At 65.1% G+C, this 22,599-nt stretch carries 25 protein-coding genes; 11 read left to right on the forward strand and 14 right to left on the reverse strand.

The window, feature by feature from the left end; translation table 11 throughout:
• The first annotated feature begins 136 nt into the window (after positions 1–136).
• From ACX5I4_RS21085 to ACX5I4_RS21120, 8 genes are all read left to right on the forward strand, one after another.
• On the forward strand, positions 137–1,339 hold the full coding sequence (locus ACX5I4_RS21085; RefSeq protein ID WP_461838401.1) for a serine hydrolase domain-containing protein: 1,203 nt from the start codon (positions 137–139) through the stop codon (positions 1,337–1,339).
• Between the two features lie 174 nt (positions 1,340–1,513).
• A complete protein-coding gene (locus ACX5I4_RS21090; protein ID WP_461838402.1) occupies positions 1,514–2,875 on the forward strand; it encodes an MFS transporter in 1,362 nt (453 codons plus the stop codon).
• Between the two features lie 80 nt (positions 2,876–2,955).
• Positions 2,956–3,615: a GntR family transcriptional regulator gene (locus tag ACX5I4_RS21095; RefSeq protein WP_461838403.1), complete on the forward strand. Its 660-nt coding sequence runs from the start codon at positions 2,956–2,958 to the stop codon at positions 3,613–3,615.
• 44 nt (positions 3,616–3,659) lie between these two features.
• Positions 3,660–4,472 (forward strand): carbon-nitrogen family hydrolase, encoded by an 813-nt coding sequence (locus tag ACX5I4_RS21100; RefSeq protein ID WP_461838404.1) that lies wholly within the window; start codon positions 3,660–3,662, stop codon positions 4,470–4,472.
• A 16-nt stretch (positions 4,473–4,488) separates the two neighbouring features.
• Positions 4,489–5,172 carry a DUF2848 family protein gene (locus ACX5I4_RS21105; protein WP_461838405.1) on the forward strand — a complete coding sequence of 228 codons (684 nt, stop codon included), beginning with the start codon at positions 4,489–4,491 and terminating at the stop codon, positions 5,170–5,172.
• Positions 5,169–6,635: a 4-hydroxyphenylacetate 3-hydroxylase family protein gene (locus ACX5I4_RS21110; RefSeq protein WP_461838406.1), complete on the forward strand. Its 1,467-nt coding sequence runs from the start codon at positions 5,169–5,171 to the stop codon at positions 6,633–6,635. The genes ACX5I4_RS21105 and ACX5I4_RS21110 overlap by 4 nt, the downstream gene beginning before the upstream one ends.
• A 2-nt stretch (positions 6,636–6,637) precedes the next feature.
• Positions 6,638–6,994: a cupin domain-containing protein gene (locus ACX5I4_RS21115; RefSeq protein WP_461838407.1), complete on the forward strand. Its 357-nt coding sequence runs from the start codon at positions 6,638–6,640 to the stop codon at positions 6,992–6,994.
• Position 6,995: 1 nt separating this feature from the next.
• Positions 6,996–7,520, forward strand: coding sequence for a flavin reductase family protein (locus ACX5I4_RS21120; protein WP_461838408.1), 525 nt, complete (start codon positions 6,996–6,998; stop codon positions 7,518–7,520).
• An 83-nt stretch (positions 7,521–7,603) separates the two neighbouring features.
• Here ACX5I4_RS21120 and ACX5I4_RS21125 read toward each other — a convergent pair whose 3' ends face one another.
• Positions 7,604–8,662, reverse strand: coding sequence for an iron ABC transporter substrate-binding protein (locus ACX5I4_RS21125; protein ID WP_461838409.1), 1,059 nt, complete (start codon positions 8,660–8,662; stop codon positions 7,604–7,606).
• 349 nt (positions 8,663–9,011) lie between these two features.
• Here ACX5I4_RS21125 and ACX5I4_RS21130 point away from each other — a divergent pair, with 349 nt between their 5' ends.
• Positions 9,012–9,662: a hypothetical protein gene (locus tag ACX5I4_RS21130; RefSeq protein ID WP_461838410.1), complete on the forward strand. Its 651-nt coding sequence runs from the start codon at positions 9,012–9,014 to the stop codon at positions 9,660–9,662.
• Positions 9,663–9,699: 37 nt separating this feature from the next.
• A complete protein-coding gene (locus tag ACX5I4_RS21135) occupies positions 9,700–10,749 on the forward strand; it encodes a nitronate monooxygenase (RefSeq protein WP_461838411.1) in 1,050 nt (349 codons plus the stop codon).
• Between the two features lie 25 nt (positions 10,750–10,774).
• On the opposite strand, the gene ACX5I4_RS21140 is transcribed toward ACX5I4_RS21135, so the two are convergent.
• From ACX5I4_RS21140 to ACX5I4_RS21150, 3 genes are read right to left on the reverse strand one after another with little or no spacing between them, the layout of a single operon-like run.
• Entirely contained in the window at positions 10,775–12,148 is a 1,374-nt protein-coding gene (locus ACX5I4_RS21140) for an NAD(P)(+) transhydrogenase (Re/Si-specific) subunit beta (RefSeq protein WP_461838412.1), read from the reverse strand.
• On the reverse strand, positions 12,145–12,501 hold the full coding sequence (locus ACX5I4_RS21145) for an NAD(P) transhydrogenase subunit alpha part 2 (protein ID WP_461838785.1): 357 nt from the start codon (positions 12,499–12,501) through the stop codon (positions 12,145–12,147). Before ACX5I4_RS21145 ends, ACX5I4_RS21140 begins: the two co-directional genes overlap by 4 nt.
• Positions 12,501–13,670 (reverse strand): Re/Si-specific NAD(P)(+) transhydrogenase subunit alpha, encoded by a 1,170-nt coding sequence (locus ACX5I4_RS21150; protein ID WP_461838413.1) that lies wholly within the window; start codon positions 13,668–13,670, stop codon positions 12,501–12,503. Before ACX5I4_RS21150 ends, ACX5I4_RS21145 begins: the two co-directional genes overlap by 1 nt.
• 209 nt (positions 13,671–13,879) lie before the next feature.
• Here ACX5I4_RS21150 and ACX5I4_RS21155 point away from each other — a divergent pair, with 209 nt between their 5' ends.
• On the forward strand, positions 13,880–14,491 hold the full coding sequence (locus ACX5I4_RS21155; RefSeq protein ID WP_461838414.1) for an NADPH-dependent FMN reductase: 612 nt from the start codon (positions 13,880–13,882) through the stop codon (positions 14,489–14,491).
• 187 nt (positions 14,492–14,678) lie between these two features.
• Here the strand turns inward: ACX5I4_RS21155 and ACX5I4_RS21160 are convergent, their stop codons facing one another.
• The 10 genes from ACX5I4_RS21160 to pcaH all read right to left on the reverse strand — a co-directional run bounded on the left by ACX5I4_RS21160 (position 14,679) and on the right by pcaH (position 22,597).
• Complete coding sequence (locus ACX5I4_RS21160; protein ID WP_461838415.1) at positions 14,679–14,813, reverse strand: hypothetical protein; 135 nt, start codon at positions 14,811–14,813, stop codon at positions 14,679–14,681.
• A gap of 61 nt (positions 14,814–14,874) precedes the next feature.
• Positions 14,875–15,696: an IclR family transcriptional regulator domain-containing protein gene (locus ACX5I4_RS21165; RefSeq protein WP_461838416.1), complete on the reverse strand. Its 822-nt coding sequence runs from the start codon at positions 15,694–15,696 to the stop codon at positions 14,875–14,877.
• An 86-nt stretch (positions 15,697–15,782) separates the two neighbouring features.
• Complete coding sequence (locus tag ACX5I4_RS21170) at positions 15,783–16,469, reverse strand: 3-oxoacid CoA-transferase subunit B (protein WP_461838417.1); 687 nt, start codon at positions 16,467–16,469, stop codon at positions 15,783–15,785.
• Between the two features lies 1 nt (position 16,470).
• Positions 16,471–17,130: a 3-oxoacid CoA-transferase subunit A gene (locus ACX5I4_RS21175; protein WP_461838418.1), complete on the reverse strand. Its 660-nt coding sequence runs from the start codon at positions 17,128–17,130 to the stop codon at positions 16,471–16,473.
• Between the two features lie 4 nt (positions 17,131–17,134).
• Entirely contained in the window at positions 17,135–18,349 is a 1,215-nt protein-coding gene (locus ACX5I4_RS21180) for a thiolase family protein (RefSeq protein ID WP_461838419.1), read from the reverse strand.
• A gap of 82 nt (positions 18,350–18,431) precedes the next feature.
• Complete coding sequence (pcaC, locus tag ACX5I4_RS21185) at positions 18,432–18,896, reverse strand: 4-carboxymuconolactone decarboxylase (RefSeq protein ID WP_461838420.1); 465 nt, start codon at positions 18,894–18,896, stop codon at positions 18,432–18,434.
• Entirely contained in the window at positions 18,893–19,696 is an 804-nt protein-coding gene (locus ACX5I4_RS21190) for an alpha/beta fold hydrolase (RefSeq protein ID WP_461838421.1), read from the reverse strand. The genes pcaC and ACX5I4_RS21190 overlap by 4 nt, the downstream gene beginning before the upstream one ends.
• Positions 19,689–21,134 carry a lyase family protein gene (locus ACX5I4_RS21195; RefSeq protein WP_461838422.1) on the reverse strand — a complete coding sequence of 482 codons (1,446 nt, stop codon included), beginning with the start codon at positions 21,132–21,134 and terminating at the stop codon, positions 19,689–19,691. The genes ACX5I4_RS21190 and ACX5I4_RS21195 overlap by 8 nt, the downstream gene beginning before the upstream one ends.
• On the reverse strand, positions 21,131–21,721 hold the full coding sequence (gene pcaG / locus ACX5I4_RS21200) for a protocatechuate 3,4-dioxygenase subunit alpha (protein WP_461838423.1): 591 nt from the start codon (positions 21,719–21,721) through the stop codon (positions 21,131–21,133). Before pcaG ends, ACX5I4_RS21195 begins: the two co-directional genes overlap by 4 nt.
• A gap of 3 nt (positions 21,722–21,724) precedes the next feature.
• Positions 21,725–22,597 (reverse strand): protocatechuate 3,4-dioxygenase subunit beta, encoded by an 873-nt coding sequence (gene pcaH / locus ACX5I4_RS21205; RefSeq protein ID WP_461838786.1) that lies wholly within the window; start codon positions 22,595–22,597, stop codon positions 21,725–21,727.
• Between the last annotated feature and the right edge of the window lie 2 nt (positions 22,598–22,599).

Raw genomic sequence — 22,599 nt, forward strand, 5'->3', positions numbered from 1 at the left:
TTTCGGCCCATCGAGGCGTGAGGCATACTTCTCATAAGTGAATGCCATTCACTTATGAGAAGTATGCCCGGTCGCGCCGAAGTTGCTGCGGCCCAGGCCAAGCCCGGCCCCGGACCGGATCCGATGGAGGAGCAGCATGTCGCACACTACAACCGGCCAAAGCAATATCACTGTTGGCAACTGGCAGGAGCCAGAGAACCTGTCCTGGTCCTTCCTCCACATGGATGATCTATTTCCCACCGCCGGAATTCCTGCCGCAATCCCCGGCCCTGTCAACACGGAGCCCGGCACATTGCTTGAAGATCCCTTCGACCTCCGGGGAGTGGCGGTGCGCCTGCCCGATGGCTCGGACAGCACTGTTGCCGAGATTCTGGCTTCCACCAGGACCGATGCATGGATGGTCCTGCGCGGCAACGAGCTGCTCATCGAGGAGTATTTCGGTGGGATGGGCCCCGGGACCAAGCACCTGCTCATGTCCGTCAGCAAGTCCATTGTGTCCGCAGTGGTGGGCACCTTGGTGGCCCAGGGGAAGATCGATACCGCAACGCCGATAGAGCACTATATTCCGGAGTTGCGCGGCAGCGGGTACAAGGGCGCCACGGTGCGGGACTTGCTGGACATGCGCAGCGGCATCACGTTCTCCGAGGAATACCTCGACGCCGGGTCCGAGGTGCGGAAACTGGACGAGGCAGTGGGTTGGGCGCCCCGCAACGGCGGACCAGGCACGCTCAAGGAGTTCCTGCTGACCTTGGAACAGGCCCGTGAACACGGAGGTCATTTCGAATACCGCAGCTGCGAGACCGATGTGCTGGGCTGGCTTTGCGAAGCCGCGAGCGGGAAACAGTTCGCGGAACTCGCCTCCGAGGTCCTCTGGTCACGGATGGGCGCCCGTCACGACGCCTATATCTGTCTCGACGCGGCCGGCACCGGCATGTTCGACGGCGGAATCTGCGCCACGCTCGGCGACTTGGCCCGCTTCGGAGCGATGATCCGCGACGGCGGCGTTTCACTGGACGGCGAGCGAGTCTTGGAGACCGAGTGGGTTGATGACATCTTCGGCGGCGGCCCCGATTCCACAGAGGCGTTTGCGGCCAGCAGTCATGCGGAAGTGATGCCCGGCGGAAGGTACCGTAGCCAGTTCTGGTTCCTTTCGGAGGACCGGAACACCGCATATTGCCTCGGCATCCACGGACAGATGGTCTATATCAACCGAAAGTCCGGCGTGGTGGGGGTCAAATTCTCCTCGACAGCGCTGCCCGTTGACTCCGTCGCAGGCCCTGCAGCGGCCGCGATGTTCGAGGCGATCAGCACGCGGGTGACGCCGGCGCCGTCGAAGTGAAAGAAATCATAAAAAGTATTCAGACTGTAGACAGCTTGTATACAACTGGTCTACAGTGTTGGAACGGCATCAAGTGAGTCGCATCACGAGGGCCGGCCGAGACGTCCGGCGATATGCATCTCTTGCGCAACGGTGCGCACGAAACACATCGACCAGAAACCCAAGGATCCCCCCATGAGCAATGTGTACGAACAGGAGCGAGCGGTGCGCAAGCACACCTCCCTTCCTGCGGTTGCCGCATCCAGCCTCGCCGGCACCGCCGTCGAATGGTACGACTTCTTCCTCTACGGCACAGCCGCGGCCCTCGTCTTCAACAAGCTGTTCTTCCCCAGCGCCGATCCCTTCGTCGGCACCATGCTGGCCCTTGGCACCTTCGCGGCGGGCTTCGTCGCCCGCCCCCTCGGCGCCATTGTCCTTGGCCACCTGGGCGACAAGCACGGCCGCAAATCCACCCTTGTCGCAAGCCTGCTGCTGATGGGTATCGCAACGGCCCTCATCGCGTTCATCCCGTCCTACGCCTCCATCGGCATCGCCGCCCCGCTGATCCTGCTCATCCTGCGCCTGGTCCAGGGCTTCGCGCTCGGCGGTGAATGGGGTGGAGCCGTGCTACTGGTATCCGAATACAGCGACGACAGCACCAAGAGGGCCTTCTGGGCTTCCTGGCCGAATGTCGGTCCTCCGCTGGGCAACCTCATGGCGGCCGGCGTCCTTGCCCTGCTGTCGGCAGTCATGCCGCAAGCGGATTTCCTGGCCTGGGGCTGGCGGATCGCTTTCGGCCTTTCCGCCCTGCTCGTGATCATCGGACTGGTGCTGCGCCTCTATGTCCAGGAAACTCCGCTCTTCCAGGCCTCCCAGGCCAGGACCGAGGCTGATCACGCCAAGCAGGCCAAGCTGCCGCTGGCGGAACTCTTCCGCGGAAACTGGCGCGAGATCCTCATCGCCACCGGCAGCCGCATGGGCGAAAATGCGGGCTTTTACATTTACTCGCTGTTCCTCATCACGTATGTCACTGACATCCTCAAGATCGACCGGCAGACCGGCCTGACCGCCGTCATGATCGGCCAGGGAGTCGCCGTCGTGGCAGTCCCGCTGTTGGCGATCTACGCCGACCGCATCGGCCGCAAGCCCATGATGATCGGAGCCTCTGTAGCGACCGTGGTGTGGGCGTTCGCATTCTTCGCACTGCTCGACACCCGCGAACCGGCGGCGATCATTCTCGCGGCGGTCGGTGGCTTGTTGATCTTCGCGGCCTACAGCTCAGTCATCGGCGCGTTCTTTTCCGAGATGTTCCCCACCAAGGTCCGGTACAGCGGAACCTCCGTGGCGTACAACCTTGCCTCGCTCATCGCCGGCTCGCTCTCGCCGATCATCGCACTGGCCCTCTACAAGACCTTCGGCACAGGCCAGGCAATTGCCCTCTACCTCGCGGGCATGGGCCTGATCTCGATCATCTCGGTTGCCTTCGCCAAGGAAACCAAGAACATCAAGCTCAGCGACCTTGACGCGAAGCTTGACCACAAAGTGGCACAGTCATGATGTAGTCAAAGTTCGTGGCGGCCTGACCGCCGCCATGAACAGCACACATGACCGTATGAAGGCACCAGAATCGAGGACCAATGAGCATTTTCCAGAAACCCGCACCAACAGCTCCGGAGGCAGCCTATCTTTGGCTGCGCAGGGAAATCTCGTCACTTCCTTGGGACCAGGAAGCCTTCCTCAGCGAGAACGCAATTGCGGAGGCCGCCGGCGTTTCCCGTACCCCGGTCCGTGAAGCCCTCCTGCGGCTCGAAGCCGCCGGACTCCTTCGACGAGTCCCGCACAAGGGCGCGTATGTCCCGGCGCTGACCGCTCAGGACATCGAAAGCATGATGGAAGTCCGCCAGGTCATTGAGGACTGGGCGGTCCGCAAAGTCACATCCCTTGGCCGTCTGGGGCCGGAATTGGACCGACTCCTGCAAGCCCAGGAAGAGAGCCTGGCCGACCCAGTGGCATTCATCGAATGCGACATCAGCTTCCACAAATACATCGTGCACGCAGCTGGCAACCCGGCCCTGGAGGAACTCTACGACTCGCAGCGGTTCAAGCAGCAGCGCATGGGCGTCAAGGCCATCCAGGACAGCGAGGGCCGGAGCGACCATGTGGTGGCAGAGCACCGGGCCATCGTGGAAGCGATCCGGGGCCAGGACTCGCAGATTGCCTCGGCCGCCGTACGGAGCCACCTCGACTCCACACTCGCCGTCCTCAAAGCCATACCCAACCACGCAAACCGAAGCTAGGCCCGACTGGCCGCAGCTTCACCCGCAACACATAAGGAGCACACATGGACATTGCACTCGTCCAATTGTCCAGCCCGGACAACGAGACCCAGAGCCAGCGCATCGAGCGCGCAGAGGCAATCCTGCGCGAACAGCGCGGAGCTGATCTCATCGTGCTCCCGGAGCTCTGGAGTGCGGGCTACTTCCACTTCGAGCAGTACCCGGAACTTTCAGAGACGGTGGACGGGTCCACCGTCGCCATGTGCTCTGCCGTGGCGAAAGAGCTCGGGACCTACGTGCACGTCGGAAGCATCGTGGAGAGGGTCGAGGGCGGTGCCCCCGGCGGCTCTCCGATGTTGCGCAACACCTCGGTGCTGGTCGACCCGCAGGGCAAGGTCGCCCACCGATATTCCAAACTCCACGTCTTCGGCTACAAGTCCCTCGAAGCCGATCTGCTCACTCCGGGAGTTTCGCTTCCGGTCGCTGACACCCCCTTCGGGCGGATGGCGGGCACCACATGCTACGACCTTCGCTTTCCGGGCCTCTGGTCCGAACTGAGCGTCCGCGGCGCGGAAATCGTCGTCGTTCCCGCCGCTTGGCCGGCCGCGCGCCGGGAGCACTGGAAGCTCCTGACGTCAGCACGCGCCGTCGAGCACCAGGTCTTCGTCCTCGCCTGCAATGCCGCAGGGATCCAGGACGGCGTTGAGCTTGGCGGCGCCAGCCGCATTGTGGATCCGGCCGGCCGGCTCGTAGCCGAAGCCGGCGCCAGCGAAGAGGTGCTGCGTGCCAGCATCGACCCCAGCCTTGTCCAGACCACCCGCAGCGAGTTCCCGGTCATCGCCGACCGGCTCGCCGACTACTCGGGCCTTGCCCGCTGATCAGGAAAGATCACCCATGAGGACCAGCACACAAACGTTGACGTTCGACGTCGCGGGTACCGGCGAGGCGATCGAACTCACCGACTTCTACGCCGTCGTCGCCGGCTATACCGGCCGTGACGCTGCCGCCGTCCAGCACCACATCGATGAACTTGCCGCCATCGGCGTCGCCCCGCCGCCCTCGGTGCCGATGTTCTATCCGGTGGAGAGCGTGACCGTCAGTTCCGCCGCGGAACTCGCCGTCGCGGGAGAAAGGACTTCCGGCGAGATCGAGCCGTTGTATATCCGCCACGGCGGACGCTACTACCTGGGCATCGCCTCGGATCATACGGACCGCCACGTCGAGACGATCGACATCGGCGACTCCAAGCGGGCCTGCCCCAAGCCCGTGGCCGGCACCGTTGTGGAGGTGCCGGAGCTCGACGGTCTTTCGCTCGACCAGTGCCGGGCCCGCAGCTGGGTGGACGGCCGCCTGTACCAGGACGGCACCCTGGACAACCTGCTTACCCCCGCCAACGTCGTCGGACTCCTCCTGGAGCGGAACGGCATCGGCGAACGGGACTTTGTCTGCCTTGGGGGCACCCTGCCCGTCATCGGCGGCGAGTTTATTTACGGCCGGGAATGGCGGATCGAACTGGCCTTCCCCAACGGAAACACCATTGACCACACGTACGTGATCACGAAAGGACACCAGTCATGAGGACCGGAGAAGAGTACATCAAGACGCTCAATGATGGGCGTACCGTCCTGATTGACGGAGAAGCCGTAGAGAACGTTGCCGAACACCCGGCTTTCCGCAACGTCATACGCACCATCGCCGAACTGTTCGACATCGCAGCCGATCCGGCCAACGGAATGCAGTACCACAGCGAAGAAATCAACAGCACGGCCAACCGGGTGTTCAGCATCCCGCGCACCGCGGAAGAGCTGAAGCTGCGCCGCCAGGCGGTTGAGCGCTGGGCCAAACACACCCATGGCTGGGTGGGCCGCAGCCCCGATCACGTAGGCACCTTCTTCGCGGCCTTCGGCGCCCACCCGGAGGTCTTCGAGAACTCCGAACGGGACTTCGCCGGCAACATCCGCCGCTACTACGAGCGAATCCTGCGCGAGAACCTCTACGTCTCCTACGCGATCATCCCGCCGCAGGTGTCCCGCGCGACGACGGCGTCCGGATGGGAAGGCGACTTCCTGCAGGTCGGCGTGGTCCGGGAAACCGAGGAAGGACTGATTGTCCGCGGCTCCCAGATGCTCGCCACCGGCGGCGCCATCGCCGACGAAGTATTCGTCACCTGCATCAAGCCCTTGGGGCCGGACGACGTCGACTTTGCCATCAGCTTCGCTCTGCCGACCGCCACGGAAGGCCTCAAGTTCCTTTGCCGCCGCCCGTTCAGCCCGGCGGCCACGAGCGAGTTCGACTACCCGCTGACCAGCCACTACGACGAGCCCGACGCCCTGGTCATCTTCGAAGACGTCCTGGTTCCCTGGGACCGCGTCTTCGTTGACCGCAATGTGGAGACCCTGCGCCGACAGTTCTTCGAAACCGGCGCCCACGCCTTGGGAAACTGGCAGGCCCAGACCCGCTTCACCACCAAGCTGCAGTTCATCGCTGCGGTGGCACGCAAGGTCACCCAGGTCAACGGCACCGACAAGATCCCGGGCGTCCAGGAGAAGCTAGGCGAGCTTGCAGCCTTGGTTTCCTCGGTCGAATCCGCGCTGATCGCCGCCGAGTACACGGCCGAGGCCGACTCGTCCGGAATGCTCGTTCCGGGCAAGCGCGCCCTCTACGGCGTCATGGGCCTGCAGTCCGAAACCTACCCACGCGTCATTGCGATCCTGCGTGACTTGGTGGGTGGCGGAGTCCTGCAGCTGCCGTCCAGTGTGGTGGACATGAAGAGTCCGGTGACGGCACCCGACGTCGAGCGTTACATCGCGTCCCCAGGCGTTCCGAGCGAAGACCGCATCAAGCTCTTCCGCCTGGCCTGGGACATCATCGGCTCCGAATTCGCAGGACGCCACCAGCAGTACGAGCTCTTCTATGCCGGTGCACCGTTCGTTGTCAGGGGCGTCTACACCTACAGGAACTACGGCTACGAAGCGCAGGTCGCCGAACTCGACGAATTCCTGGCCAGCTACGGCGTGGACGGCCGCAAGGAGGAGAACTAGCCATGGCAAAGCCGGAGTTTGAATTCACGCCCACCTCATCAGTGGAGTTCACGCCGTGCGTACCCCCTATTGATGGTCTCTCCGAGGCCATCCTGGCCCGCGACGACTCCAATGACTCCGTAACCCGCATTCTGAAGTTCGAGCCGGGCACGGACACCTCTCCCAACGGCGCCCTGACCCACGACTTCTGGGAAGAGGTCTTCATCTTCGAAGGTTCGTTCGTGGACCAGCGGCTAGGCAGGACCTTCCGCGCCGGTGACTGGGCCACCCGTCCGCCGGGAATGGAGCACGGCCCGTGGGTCTCGGAGGGCGGGGCCAAGATGTTCGAAGTCCGGTACTACCAGGGTGGAAAGAACTGACATGGGCACTCCCGCAGTCTTCGCCGAGCCCGACGGACTGGCCATGCGCCGAACCATGGGCCGTTTCCTCACCGGTGTGGCCGTGGTGACCACGGAGCACGACGGCGAGCAGTACGGCATGACGATCAACTCCCTCACGTCCATCAGCCTCGACCCGCCGATCCTGATGATTTCGCTGAACTTCAACACCCGCACGGGAGACGCTGTACAGGCCAGCGGAAGATTCGCGATCTCGATCCTGGGTGCAAAGCAGGAAGCGGTGGCACGGCAGTTCGCCACACGCGGCGGCGCCCGCTTCGAGGCCGGCGAGTTCGACACCACCGAAGGCGGCCTGTCCGTCATCGCCGGCGCACTATCCCAGGCGGAGTGCAAGGTAGTCCACCAATACGACATCGGCGACCACCAGGTGTTCTTCGGCCAAGTAGTGGCATGCCGCGACCGCGACGGCGAAGGTCTCGCGTTCAACGCGGGCAAGTTCGGCTCGTTCCGGGACTTCAACCACGACGCCATGCCCTGGACGTTCTAGGACCGCCGGAACCGTGTCTCCCGAACAGCCCTAGGGCCGGCCTGCAGCGGCAAGCCGGCCCCTGGGGCTGAGGATCCTGGGAACTAGAGGAGCCCGACCTTGGTCATCAGCTCTGTGACCTTTTCGCTGTTGAGCTTGGCGGGGTCTACCGAAGGTGCCTGGAGATCCTTAAGCGGGACCAGCTTGGAGTTGGCTGGTACGTCGGAGCCAACGGTGTATTCAAAGGAGTCTCCGGTCTGGAGGACCTGCTGACCCGCTTTGCCAGTGATGAACTTCAGGAACTGCTGGGCCTGGGCTTGCTTCTTGCTCGAGGCCAGGACGGCACCGCCGGAGACGCTGACGAACGCGCCCGGGTCCTGGTTCTTGAAGTAGTGGAGATCAACATTCTTGCTGTTCTCTCCAGTCTGGGCCTGGTCCACGAAGGAGTAGTAGTGGTACAAGACTCCTGCGTCGACCTCTCCGGCGTTCACAGCCGCGAGCACCGGAGTGTCGTCCTTGTATGACTTGAAGTTGCTTTTCGCCGCCTCCAGCCATTTCTGGGTTGCGTCTTCTCCCTTGAGCGCGAGCATCGCGCTGACGATCGCCTGGAAATCCGCTCCGCCGGTGGACGCGCCGATGCGTCCCTTCCAAACGGGGTCGGCGAGGTCCATCAAGGACTTGGGGAGCTGGTCTGCGGTGAGCTTGCCCTTGTTGTAGGCCAGCACGGTGGAACGGGCCGCGATGCCCGTCCAGTCGCCAGTGGAGGGCCGGTACTGCGAGGGGACCTGGCTGAGGGTTGCCTGATCGACCGGAGCGAGCAAGCCGGCACTCGCGATGCGGACCATCGCCGGGGAGTTTTCCGTCAGGAAGACATCCGCAGGAGAGTTCTTGCCCTCCTCGGTGAGCTGGTTGCTCATTTCAAGGTCGTCACCATTGCGGAGCGTGACCTTGATTCCCGTTTCCTTGGTGAAGGCGTCCACCCAGGCGCCGGTGAGGTTTTCGTGCTGCGCGTTGTAGACGACGATGCCGTCGCCGGACGCCGCCGCCCCGGATGTGGAGCTACCGGCGGCGGTTCCGGTGGGTGAGCCGCTGCACGCCGAAAGTGCCAGCAGCGTGGCCGTGGCGGCGGCAAGGGCCGTAGCGGGTTTGATGCCGAATTTCATGGGGGCCTTTCAAGGTTCCGGCTGGGACCGGAACAGTTGGGGAGATGCAGTTGGGGAGCAGCGCCGTGGTAGGCAAGGCAAACCTTACTGTAATAACAACATGCCATTGTTGCGTAATTCAGAACACGCTGAAGTCGACTGTTACAAAGGACCTGCCGCGTCGCCCCTAGTGGATCCCCCGTATCGTCTTGGCGCTGCTTCCACCGTTAAGAGCGCGCTAAATCTCTGCGGGTCGGCGTAAGGAAACTATCAAGACCGGCGGCGGCGGACCTGTTTGGTGATCTGATGAAGAGAGGAAGCACCCGCCATCCGGGTTTCGGACTGACCCTCCGTAGGAGCTGAATTCACCATGAAAAGGATTTCCCTCGCCACGGGAACGGCACACAGCGCCGATCTTTCGGGCGTGCGTCCCAAAGACTACGTCGTGGTCGATGACCTCGGTGATTTCACGTACTACCCGTCCGAGGCGACCATGCTCGAAGACCTGGAGTACGTCGACGAAGCAGCCAGTATTCTCGACCGCGCGGGCAACGACTTCCGCTTGACGTTGGAGGAGGACCGCAAGCTAAGGTTGGGCTCCTCGTTCGGCCGCGTGGAATTCACCTGGCTACGCCAGGCATGGATGAACGACCGGCGCCGGGACCCGCGGGCGCATCGATTGCTTCGCCTCTACCCCACCACTTTGGACGCCCTTCTGGCTGGAATATTTGAAACCCTGACCCTTGAGCTGGTGACCCAAACCGCCAGCTCAACATGGGTATTGGACGTAGGGGGAGAAGAAACGCACCCGGCGACGCTCAAGGACGTCGATGGCCTGCTCTCCCGGCTGGATCATCTTGAACTGGCCACCGTGCGCGACCCCTTCGGACACGATTACCGGCCAGTCCGTCGCGCAGCTCACCCGTTCCGCTCCCTTCGCGTGGGGGCGATATATTACGTGGAAATTGAACACCGGACGGGAAAAACGGGCCGTCCGGGCGTTTCCGACAATTTGCCGTGAGGGGCACTCCTGGTTCACGTTCCAGTAGTTTGAGTATGTGAATTCCGCGCAGAACGCACTCTTTGATCTCCGTACTCTGGAACGCCCAATCCTCCAAGCCCCAATGGCCGGCGGCCCTTCCACTCCGGAACTCACCGCCGCCGTCAGTGCGGGGGGAGGCCTTGGATTCCTGGCGGCCGGGTATAAGAGCGCGGCGCAGCTGGAGGGTGAAATATTGCGAACACGCAAACTCACGTCGGCGCCGTTCGGCGTCAACCTCTTTGTGCCCCAGGAATCGTTCGCGGACCCGGCACAGTTGGCTGCCTATGCCACCGAGCTCGCGTTGGACGCGAGAAGATACGGCGTTGAAGTTGGCGCCCCTGTTTATGATGCTGACGATTGGGACAAGAAGCTCGACGTCGTTCAACGACTCGAGCCAGCGGTGGTCTCGTTCACCTTTGATGTCCCTGACGCATCGGTAGTCGCGCGGATGCATAAGGCTGGAATTTCCGTCCTCATGACAGTTACGACGGCGGCCGAAGCTGTTGCGGCAGAGGAAGCCGGCGCGGACGCAGCCTGTGTTCAAGGACCCGAAGCCGGTGGTCACCGCGGGACGTTCGCCGCGAGGGCGCCCCTCAACCAGACCCCGCTCGAGCCCCTCCTCGAGGAGGTTCTAAACACCGTCGAGCTTCCCGTCATTGCGTCAGGCGGTATCGTCACCGGAACCGACACGGCGCGAGTCCTTGCCAAAGGGGCGGTCGCTATCCAGGCGGGGACAGCTTTTCTCCGCGCTGCCGAAGCCGGCACCCGGCCTGCACACCGGGCCGCGCTTTCCTCTCCTGAATTCATCACCACCCAGGTGACCAGGGCATTTTCTGGAAGATACGCCCGCGGCCTCTACAACAGGTTCATGAAGGACCACGATGAGTCGGCTCCCGCCGGGTACCCCGAGGTCCATCACATGACGACGCCCATCAGATCGGCGGCGGCAAAGGCCGGCGACCCCCACGGCGTCAATCTCTGGGCCGGGACAGGCTATGCCCGGACTTTCGAAGGCACGGCGACGGAGATCCTTCGGTCCCTCACCCCTTCCCCTCAAGACGAATAGCCAACAACCATGGACCTCGCCGAAACTACAGCGCCTTAACCGCGCTCAACACCTTGGCCAGGGATTCCTTGGCATCGCCAAACAGCAGCGTTGTCTGCGGCTCGTACATGAGTTCGTTCTCGATGCCCGCGAATCCCGGGCGCATGGACCTCTTCAGGAAGACCACCTGCCGCGCGTCGGCCACTTCGAGGATGGGCATACCGTAGATCGGCGAACCGGCGGTGGTCTTCGCGGCCGGATTGACGACGTCGTTCGCGCCGACCACCAGCGCGACGTCGGCCGTGCGGAATTCCGAGTTGATCTCGCCCATTTCCTTGAGGGACTCATAGGGCACATTGGCTTCGGCAAGCAGGACGTTCATGTGCCCGGGCATCCGGCCCGCCACCGGATGGATCGCGAAATCCACATCGATGCCCCTCGACTCCAATGCAAGGGCCAGCTCCGCCGCCGTGTGCTGCCCTTGGGCTACCGCGAGTCCGTAGCCCGGAACGATGATCACCCGTTGCGCGTAGCCAAGAAGCACGGCCACGTCCTCCGGGCTGGAGGAGCGGACGGGGCGGTCGCTCACCGCCGTCGACCCCGCCGTCGAACCTCCCTTGAACGCGCCGAAGAGGATTCCCGCAACGCTGCGGCCCATGGCCGCAGCCATGGCCCGCGTGAGGATGGTGCCCGAGGCGCCCACCAGCGTGCCAGCCACCACCAATAGCACGTTGCCAAGCACCAGGCCTGAGGCCGCCACGGCCAGGCCCGTGAAGGCGTTCAGGAGCGAAATGACGATCGGCACGTCCGCGCCGCCTACCGGCAACACGAGCAGCACGCCCGCGGCCAGTCCCAGCAACAAAAGCACCAGCGCGAGCGCCAGGGAACCACTGAAAACGACCGCGACGGCGGCACCCACCGCCGCGAGCAACACCGCTCCCATGAGTGTCGGCAAGCCGGGAAACACCACCGGACGGGTGGTCATGAGCTCCTGCAGTTTGGAGAACGTGATGGCGGAACCTGCGAACGAGACAGCCCCTACCAACAGCGTGAAGACAATGGCCACGCGCACCCAGTGGTCCCCCGAGTGCGCGAGTTCCAGGAGTGCCACGAGCGCCGCGGCACCACCGCCAACCCCATTGAACAGCGCCACGAGCTGCGGCATCTGGGTCATCTTGACCTGGCGTGCGACCGGCGCGGCCACGCCCGAGCCGACCACCATTGCGCCCAGGATCCAGGGAACGTTGTCCATTTTGACCGAGAAGAAGACCGTGGCGACGGCGAGCGCCGCGCCAAAGGCACCCACCAAGTTCCCGCGCCGAGCGGTGCGGGGAGAATTCAATCCCTTGAGCGCCAGGATGAAACATACGGCGGCCGCGAGGTAGAGCAGCGAGGTCCACACTGGATCGATGAAGGTCATCGCATGCGCTCCTTGGACTCGGGCTTGATGGCCTCGGGTTTTATGGACTCGGGCTTCCCGCCGGGCGGCGCTACGCGTTTGCGTCCGCGGAACATCTCAAGCATGCGGTCGGTCACCACGAAGCCGCCCACGAGATTGGCGGTGGCGAGAACGACGGCGAGCAAGGCCACCGCGAGCACCCACGGGTCCGAGGCCTGCCCGGCAACAATGATGGCGCCCACCAGGATGATCCCGTGGATGGCGTTGGCGCCGGACATCAAGGGCGTATGCAGCGTGCTCGAGACCTTGGAAACCACCTCGAAGCCGACGAACACCGCCAACACGGTAATAGTGAGCAGGGCGATTCCGTCCATCACGAAACCCCCTCGTTTTCCGACTCCCGAGTCGCAGCGAGCGCCTCAGCCGTCGGAGCGTGCCGCACCTCGCCGTCGTGCGTCAGGCACGCACCCGCCACCACCTCATCGCCGAAGTCCGGAACAACGGCTCCATCACAAGTCATGAGGGCCAGCAGGTTGGCGACGTTCTTCGCGTAGAGGCGCGAGGCGTCGGCCGGCATCGCGGAGGCCACATCCTTCATCCCCACCAGGGTGACCGTACCCTGGCCGTCCGCCGTCGGGATCTGGAGATCCATGCCGGGCACCGAGCCTTCCACGTTGCCGCCGGATTCGGCGGCGAGGTCGACGACGACCGAGCCGGGGCGCATGTGCTGGACCATCTCGCGGCTCACCAGGAGCGGGGCCCGCCGTCCGGGGACGGCCGCCGTCGTGATGAGCACGTCCGCCTGGGCGACGTGCGGCGCGAGCAATTCGCGCTGCAGGGCGCCGCGATCGGCGCTGAGCTCGCGGGCATAGCCGCCGGACGCCTCTGCCGTCTCCACGTCGAGCTTGATGAAAGTCCCGCCCATGGATGCCACCTCGTCCGCGGAGGCCGGCCGGATGTCGTTGGCGGAGACGCGGGCACCCAACCTCTTCGCGGTCCCGATGGCCTGCAGTCCTGCCACGCCCGCCCCCAACACCAGCACTCGGGCCGGAGGAATGGTTCCGGCGGCCGTCATGTACAGCGGGAAGAAGCGCGGCAGGCGCATCGCCGCTTCAAGCACGCAGCGGTATCCGGCCACGAGGGCCTGTGACGTGAGCGCGTCCATGGATTGTGCGCGGGAAATGCGCGGCACCAGCTCGAGCGCGAAGGACGTCACGCCCGCTTCGGCGAGCGCGCGGACGGTGGGAAGTTCCGACGACGGCGAGGCCAGGCCCACGGTGACGGCGCCCCGGCGCAGCGCGGCCGCCGTCGTGGGTTCGAGGGGGCGGACGTGTGCGTAGACGTCCAGTCCGGCGAGATCCAAGGCGGGGACGATGACGGCGCCCGCCTCGCGGTAGTCGTCATCGCTGTGGCCTGCGGCCGTTCCGGCTCCGCTTTCGACGAAGACCTCCAGCCCCAGTCCTGCCAACTGCTTGACGGTCTCGGGCGTCGCAGCCACCCGCCTTTCACCGTCCAGGCGTTCCCGCGCTATGCCAAGCTTCACCTGCGCTCCCTTCCCGAAACCCCATTGCCCCGAGCCGTTGTTGGCTTGAGTCTAGGACGCGGAAGGCCCGGGCGGGAGTAGGTGCCCGGCGGCGTCCGGCCATTCCCATCTTCGGACTGCTCTACTAAGCTCGCTGTGGGCTGGGAGCCTCCAGTTACCGCACCGTCGATGAGCCGGTTCCGGCCGCGCCGTCGGGAAGGAACATTGCCATGGCCACGTACAAGATCGGATATTTCGTCGGCAGCCTTTCAAGCCACTCCATCAACCGCGTCCTGTCCAAGGCGCTCATTAGCGTAGCGCCGGAGGAACTCGAATTCACCGAGATTCCCATCAAGGACCTGCCCCTCTACAGTTCCGACTACGACGCCGATTTCCCGCCTGCGGGCCGGGCGTTGAAAGACGCGATCGCGGCGTCGGACGGCATCCTGTTCGTCTCGCCCGAGTACAACCGCTCCATCCCCGGCGCCCTGAAGAATGCTATTGACTGGGGATCCCGGCCTTGGGGAACCAACTCCTTCGCGCGCAAGCCCACGGGCATCATCGGCACGTCTCCCGGCAGCATCGGCACGGCGGTGATGCAGTCCTCCATGCGCAGCGTCCTGAGCTTCCTCGACGCACCGCAGCTGAACGCCCCGGAGGCCTACATCAAGTTCGATCCGGCGTCCTACAACGAGGACGGATCCGTCCGGGACGAAGGAACCGCGTCGCTCCTGCGCCACTACATGGAGGAGTACAGCGCGTTCGTCCAACGCGTCCTGGCCGCCAACGCTCCCGGGCACATTGGCGACGAGCACCCGGACGGCGCCAAGCTGACGCGGTAGCGGGGCGGATTCGCAGCAGGGGCCTACTCCCCCGTGAGCGCGTCCACCGACTCGCGGAGCAGGTCGGCGTGGCCGTTGTGTCGCGCTACTCCTCGATCATGTGCACTACGATCCACCGCAGGCTGGGCGCCCGGCCATCAGGCCAGGTACGCGCGGCCAGCCGATCCAGGCCGCCCTCGTCCATTGCTTAGCCGGACGCGTCCAGCCCCGCGCACTTCCATGCAAGTGTGGCTCGCTGGTAATCCAGGAAGCCCAGCAGGGTTGCGGCCTCGTCGGCCGCGAGGGGAGATTCCGGTCGTCCTTGCTCGTCCACGTCGGTCATGGGCCGTGAGCCTACGCGCTGCAACGCGCGGTGGCAACGCGCCGTCGCAACGCTCCCAAAGCTAGTGCTTCGCCGAGACGTCCTGCGATATCGCCCGCGCGGTCTCAACAATCTGCTCCTTGACCGATTCGAGGTAGGCCTCCGGGTCCGGTTGCGCAGCGACGTTTTGGGCTTGAAGCGAGACGTTGACCGCGGCAGCCACATGGCCGGCATTGTGGTTCCATACCGGCGCCGCGATGGACATGAGCCCGAGTTCCAGCTCCTGGTCCAGCAGGCACCAGCCCTGCCTGCGCACTCGGTCCAGCTCGGCCAGCAGTTCCTCGCGGGACGTGATGGTCCGCGGCGTCAGCGCCTCGAACTCCACCGAGGACAGGTACTCGTCCAGCTTCTGCTGCGGCAGGCCGGCCAGAAGCACCCTACCCATGGACGTGGCGTAAGCGGGGAAGCGGGTACCCACCGAGATGCCGACCGTCATGATGCGGCGCGTGGTTACCCGGGCCACGTAGAAGATGTCCGCGCCATCCAGCACCGCGGCCGACGTCGACTCCCCCAGTTTCAGCGACAGTTCTTCAAGGTGCGGCTGCGCGAGCTGGGGCAAGGACAACGCCGACAAGTACGAGTAGCCAAGCTGCATCACCATCGCCGTGAGCGCGAAGGTCTTGCCGTCAGTGCGGACATAGCCGAGCTCCACCAGGGTATGCAGGAACCGCCGCGCCGTGGCCCGCGTCAGGTTGGTACGCGCCGCCACCTCGCTGAGCGTCATGACGGGGTTGGCCGCGTCGAAAGAACGGATCACGGACAAGCCGCGTGCCAGCGACTGCACGTACTGGTCACTCGCCTGGGGAGCACCGGCCTGCGGGCCCGCGAACGATGCGTCGGTCATGGTTACCAATCTTATTGGCGCGAACGGGCAGCAGGTGCCGCCTGAAGTGCTTCCAGCGGGCATCTGCTCCCTGTTCGCGCTCCTGTTTAGAGGCCGACGACGGCGCCAGCCGCCTTGTCATTGAACGGCACCAGCGGGACCGGCACCAGCGCTTGGAGTTCTTCGAAAGTGCAGCCGAACGTCTCACGCACGGTCACGCCGTCGGGCCCTATCAGGAAGACGGCCTTGTCCGTGTACACGCGGGTCACGCAGCCCACACCGGTGAGCGGGTAGCTGCAGGTGTCGACGAGTTTGGACACGCCCTCGCGGGTCAGGAGCGTCATCATGACGAACACGTCCTTGGCACCCGTGGCCAGGTCCATCGCCCCGCCGACGGCCGGGATGGCGTCCGGTGCCCCGGTGTGCCAGTTGGCGAGGTCGCCCGTCGCGGAGACCTGGAAGGCGCCGAGCACGCAGATATCCAGATGGCCGCCGCGCATGATCGCGAAGGAGTCGGCGTGGTGGAAATACGAGGCCCCTGGGAGTTCGGTGACGGGGATCTTGCCGGCGTTGATGAGATCGCCGTCGATCTCCTCTCCCTTGGCTTCCGGACCCATCCCGAGCATCCCGTTCTCCGTGTGGAGCGTGATGTTCTGCTCTTCCGTGAGGTAGTTGGAGACGAGCGTGGGCTGTCCGATGCCGAGGTTCACGAACGAGCCGGGAACGATGTCCCGCGCAACGAGCCGCGCGAGGTCGTCACGGCCCAGCGGCGTTGTTGAGGTTTGGACGCTCATATCAGGCCACCTTCACGATGCTGTTGACGTAGATTCCGGGGGTCACCACGTTCTCCGGGTCCAGGGCGCCGGTCGGAACGATCTCGGACACCTGGACGATGGTGTGCTTGGCCGCGGCCGCCATGATGGGGCCGAAGTTCCGGGCGGTCTTGCGGTACACGAGGTTGCCCTTGCCGTCGGCCTTGAGCGCCTTGATGAGTGCGACGTCGGCGTGGATGGGTGTCTCGAACACCTGCCATTTACCGTCGAGGAAGCGTGTGTGCTTCCCCTCCGCTAGCATGGTGCCGTAGCCCGTGGGAGTGAAGAAACCGCCGATCCCCGCCCCGGCAGCCCGGATGCGCTCGGCCAGGTTGCCTTGCGGCACGAGTTCCAGTTCGATCTCCCCGGCCTTGTACTTGGTGTCGAAGTGCCAGGAATCGGATTGCCGCGGGAAGGAGCAGATCATCTTGCGGACCCGTCCTTCCTTGATGAGCAGTGCAAGGCCCTGGTCGCCCTGGCCGGCGTTGTTGTTCACCACGGTGAGGTCGGTGGCACCGGAATCCAGCAGTGCGTCGATGAGTTCGAACGGCTGGCCCGCGTTTCCGAAGCCCCCGATCATGACGGTGGAGCCGTCCTTGATGCCTGCGACTGCCTCGCCGACAGTGTCAATGAATCTCAGCATTGTCTTAGCCCTTCACTCCGGCGGTAACGTTTTCGAGCACCACGGCCAGGCCCTGCCCGACGCCGATGCAAATCGCCGCGACACCCCAGCGCTCACCGGAAGCCTGCAGGCTGCGGGCCAAGGTGCCCAGGATGCGCGTGCCGGAGGCGCCCAGCGGGTGGCCCATCGCGATCGCGCCGCCGTGCCGGTTCACGATGGTCGGGTCGATTCCCCATGCGTCGATGCAGGCCAGGGATTGTGCGGCGAAGGCTTCGTTAAGTTCGACGGCGCCCACCTGCTCCCAGCCGATGCCTGCCTTCGCGAGGGCCTTGTTGGCGGCCTCCACCGGCGCGTAGCCGAAGAACTGGGGATCGTTTCCGTGCGCGCCGCGGCCGGCGATGCGGGACAGCGGCTCCAGCCCGAGCAGCCCGGCGGCGCTTTCGCTGCCGATCCAGGCCGCGGAGGCGCCGTCGGACAGTGGCGAAGCGTTGCCTGCCGTGACCGTGCCGCCCTCCGGACCCGAAGATTCGGGACGGAAGACGGTCTTGAGTCCGGCCAGCTTCTCCGCCGTCGAGCCTGCCCGGATGCCTTCGTCACGGACCAACTCGGTGCCCGGAACCTGGCTCACCAACTGATCGTAGAAGCCCTCGTCCCAGGCAGCGGCGGCGAGGTTGTGCGAGGCCGCAGCGAATTCGTCCTGCCGTTCCCGCGTGATCCCGTACTTCTCACGCAGCCGCTCGGTGGCCTCGCCCAGGGAAATGGTCCAATCCTTCGGCATCGCCGGGTTCACCAGGCGCCAACCCAGGGTGGTGGAAGCCAGGGTCATGTCGCCAGCAGGGTACGGCTTGGACGTCTTGGGCAGCACCCAGGGTGCGCGCGACATGGACTCGGCCCCGCCCACCAGGACCAGTTCGGCGTCGCCGGCGTTGATCTGGCGGGAGGCGATGATCGCGGCATCCAGGGACGAACCGCACAGCCGGTTGACCGTAGTGCCCGGGATCGACGTCGGGAGCCCGGCCAGCAAGGTGGCCATGCGGGCGACGTTGCGGTTCTCCTCGCCGGCGCCGTTGGCGTTGCCGAATACCACTTCGTCGATCCGCTCAACATCCAAAGCGGGGGCGCGCTTGACGGCTTCGCGCACCACGTGGGCCGCGAGGTCGTCCGGCCGGACCCCGGCAAGGCCCGAGCCGAATTTTCCAAAAGGTGTGCGCACGGCGTCGTACACATACGCCTGGTTCATGGGGTCTCCTCTAAGTGTCAGTAGTCCCAACTACCTCGCAGTTAATGTCGTTATGAGGGCTCAAAACGACACCTAATGCGAGCTAGTTGGGTGGGGTGGGGCTCGCGGGTGGGGTGGCGGCTTCGGGGGTCTTGTCGAGCTCCGCGAAAACGCCCTGTGCGGTCTTGAATGCGGTGTTGGCGGAGGGAACTCCGCAGTAGATGGCGGTCTGCAGCAGGATTTCCTTGATTTCGTCCCTGCTCAGGCCGTTGGTGATGGCGGCGCGGATGTGCATGGCCAGTTCTTCCCAGTGCCCGTGCGCCACCATCGCCGTGATGGTGACGGCCGAGCGCATGCGCCGATCCAAACCAGGCCGGGTCCAAATGCCGCCCCAGGCGATGCGGGTGATCATGTCCTGGAAGTCCTCGGTGAAGGAATCCTTGTTCGCGTTGGCACGGTCCACGTGCGGATCGCCGAGCACTTCGCGGCGGGCCACCATGCCGGCGTCGTAGATTTCCTGCGAGGTGGCGTCGCGCTGAACGGCGCCCTGCGAAGGGTTAGGCTTCATTTTCCGGCCGCCTTCATGAACGTCCTCATGAGGTCCGCGACGACGGCGGGCGCCTCCGCGGGCGCAAGGTGCCCGACGCCGTCGAGCGCTACGGAAACAGCGCTACCGCCCCCTGCGTTGATGCCGTCCGCCACTTCTTCAGCGAACGACGGCGGTGCAACAGTGTCCTCGACGCCAGCCAGCGCCTGCGTTGAGACGGTGATGCTGCCGAGCTCGGAGCGGACATCGAAACCGGCGAGCGCCTCGCAGCAAAAGGCGTAGCTGAAGCGGTCGGCGTCCCGCAAGGCATGCAGGAGACGGCTGCTGACGACGGGCTGGCGGTCCATGAAACCGGGAGCGAACCAGCGCTGCGCGGAACCCTGGATCATCACCGCGGTGCCTTGCGCACGAACGGTTTCAGCGCGTTCCAGCCATCCCTCCGGTGTGCCGAGCTTCGCTCCGGTGCATTGCACGGACAAGGATCTGAGCCGCTCGGCGTGTTTGATGCCGAGCTGCAGTCCCGTGGCGCCGCCCAGGGAGTCCCCGGCGTAATGGAACACCGTGCCTGGCGCGATCGAATCCACCAGATCAACCACCGCGTCGGCCAGTTCGGCGACGCTGAACGTTTCCGAGGCCGCGGGCGAGACGCCGTGGCCGGGAAGGTCCCAGCCGATGACGTCGAAGTCGTCGCCGAGGAGGGCTGCCGTCTCGGTCCACAGCACGGTGGATGTTCCGAGCGAGGGCCCCACCACCAGGAGGGGCTTCTCCCCGAGGGCGCGCTGCGGGGACAGCAACACCGCCTTGACGTTGGGCTTAGCCACGATCGGCTCCCTTCGGATCGATTTGTGTGAATTCGGGGTACGCGGCGAGGATGCGACGGCTGATCTCGGCTGCCTCACCGACGTAGTTCGGTGGGTCCAGGAGCGCATTCAGTTCCTCATCGGACAGCTTGCTGGCTGGCACGGTCTCGCGGAGGAGCTTGGTGTAGATCCGGGCTTGCTCCGCTGCGGGTGCCCGGAGGGTCTCGTCGACGACGGCCTGCAGCTTGGCCTTCGCTTCTCCCTTGTCCGCGCCGAGGAGCGGAGCAACGGAGGACGCTACGGCTTCGCTGAGGAGCAACGGTCCGGAAATTTCCAGGTTGCGGCGCATTGCCTCGGGGAAGACGCGGAGTCCTTCAGCGAGCTCGCGGAGCTGCGTGGCGGCGCCGAGTGCGAGCCGTAGCAAGCCCCGCAACGCCTGCCATTCGCTGTGCCAGGCACCGTCGGCGCGTTCGTCATTGAAGTGAGTTGCAGCCAGGTGCAACTGCGCCGCCAGCCCGGGAGCCTGGAGCGCGGCGCTGCGGACCAGCACGGACAACACCGGGTTCTGCTTTTGAGGCATGGCCGAGGAGACTCCGCGGCCAGCGGCAAGGGGTTCACCCAACTCGGCAACCTCGGGGCGGCTGAGGAACAGGAGGTCCGCGGCGATCTTGCCAAAGGAGTCCGTCAGCGAAGCCAAAGCGTCGCCGAGTGCAGTGACGGCAAGGCGGTTGGTGTGCCAAGGAGCAGGAACGACGGCCAGGCCGAGCTTCCCCGCCAAGGCGTCTGCCAAGTCAAAAGGGCTCGACGACGAGCCTTCCGTGAGCACGGTACCGGCAGCCAGGGTGCCGCTGGCGCCGCCGAACTGCACGGGCAACTCCAGGGATTCAAGGCGTCGGGCCGCGGCGGCCACTCCGTGGAACCATTGCGCCGCTTTGAGCCCGAAGGTGAACGGAAGCGCATGCTGCGTCAGGCTCCTGCCCACGCACAGCGTTGCCGCATGCTGTTCCGCAAGGCCGGCGAGCGCCGTCGTCGTGCCTCTTACTTCGGCGAGGAGCGCGGACACCACGCGGTGCGCTAGTAGCATCAGGGCCGAATCCAGGACGTCTTGGCTGGTCAGGGAGGTGTGCACAGCGGCAAGCGCGCCGACGGCCCCGCCGGGAAGCTCGGCGTCCAGCCTTTTGACCCTGCCCCGGAGGTCGGCCAGCAGCGGGATGACCGGGTTGGCGCCGCCCTGTGCGCGTTCGGCGATGGAAGCGGCGTCGTAGGCCCAGGATTCCGCGGCCTCGGCGACGACGGCGGCCGAACCGGCGGGTGCGAAGCCCGTCCCTTCGAGCACGGCTGCCCAAGCGGCCTCGACGTCGAGGATGGCCGCGATGACCGCACGGTCACCGGTCAGCGCCACCACGGCGGGCGACGCAGAAACCGGGCTGAGCAGCCCGAAATCGCCGTCGCCACTCACTGGGAGGCGCCTTCGAAGCGCTCGAAGTCGAGAAAAACGGTCTCGTTCTCGCCCTGTAGGCGCAGATCCCACGTGAGGCCGCCATCCGCGTCGCGCCGGGCGATGAGCGTCTTGCGGCGCTCGGGATCGAGGGAGCTGAGCAGCGGATCGGCCGCGAGCGCTTCCTCGTTCTCCGGCAAGTAGATGCGGGTGAACAGTCGGTTCATGAGGCCACGCGCAAAAACGGCGACGGAAATGAACGGAGCCGCACCTGGCTTTCCGGGGACCGGGGAGGTCGAACCGGGGTTGACCGTGGTGAAGGTGAAGACGCCAGAGTTGCCTACCGCGGCGCGGCCCCAGCCGGTGAACGTGTAGCCATCGCGGACCAGGGAGCCGGTGCGCTGGACCACGTTTCCTTCGGAGTCCGGCTGCCAGATCTCCAGGATGGCGTCCGGGATCGCGTCCCCGGCGCCGTCGTACACGGTGCCTTGCAGGCGGATGCTTCCGGCGCTGCCCGGAGCAAGGAGCTCGTTGTCCTTATTAAAGGGGAGTGCGTAGCCGTAGAACGGGCCGACGGTCTGGCCGGGTGTGGGCGTCAGCTTGCTCATGTTCTACTCCTCATCCCCGGCGTCGCCAAAGGCTTCGTTTTCGGTCCAGGTCCGCTTCGACCCGCTCAGGACGATGTCCCAGTTGTAGCCGAGGGCCCATTCGGGGCTCGTGAGTTCGTGGTCGTACTTGGCCACGAGGCGGTCGCGGGCGTCCTGGTCCACGATCGACTGATAGATCGGGTCCAGCGGGAACAACTGGTCACCCGGGAAGTACATCTGGGTGACGATGCGCTGCGTGAAATCCGTGCCGAACAGCGAGAAATGGATGTGCGCGGGGCGCCAGGCGTTGAGGTGGTTCTTCCACGGGTAGGCGCCGGGCTTGATGGTGGTGAAGCGGTAGGAGCCGTCCGGCCCGGTGATGCAGCGTCCGACGCCGGTGAAGTTCGGGTCGAGCGGGGCGGGGTGCTGGTCGCGCTTGTGGATGTAGCGGCCGGCGGCGTTTGCCTGCCAGATCTCCACGAGCTGGCCGGTAACCGGGCGGCCGTCGCCGTCGAGCACTTTGCCCTGCACGATGATCCGCTCACCTTGGGGTTCGCCGTTGTGCTGGATGGTGAGGTCCGATTCCAAGGCGTGCACGTCCTGGTGCCCGAACGCCGGCGAGTACAGCTCGATGGTCTCTGGATCCGCGTGGTGCAGGCTCTTGGTGGGGTGGCGCAGGATGCTGCTGCGGTACGGCGCGAAATCCAGCCGAGGTTGGGTCTCCTGCGCGGCACCGTTCTTGAGCGCCTGGACGTACGCCTCGCCGATGGCCTTGATCTCAGCGCTGAGATCCGCTTGGGTTTCGGCTGCGGCGTCCGACGACGCGTGCGCGGCATGCGGTTCGGCCGCCGGTACGAGCTCGTCGTCTTGGTAGTGCCCGGCATTTGCGTCTAGCAGCA

It is taken from the genome of Arthrobacter sp. MMS24-S77, from assembly GCF_054888235.1.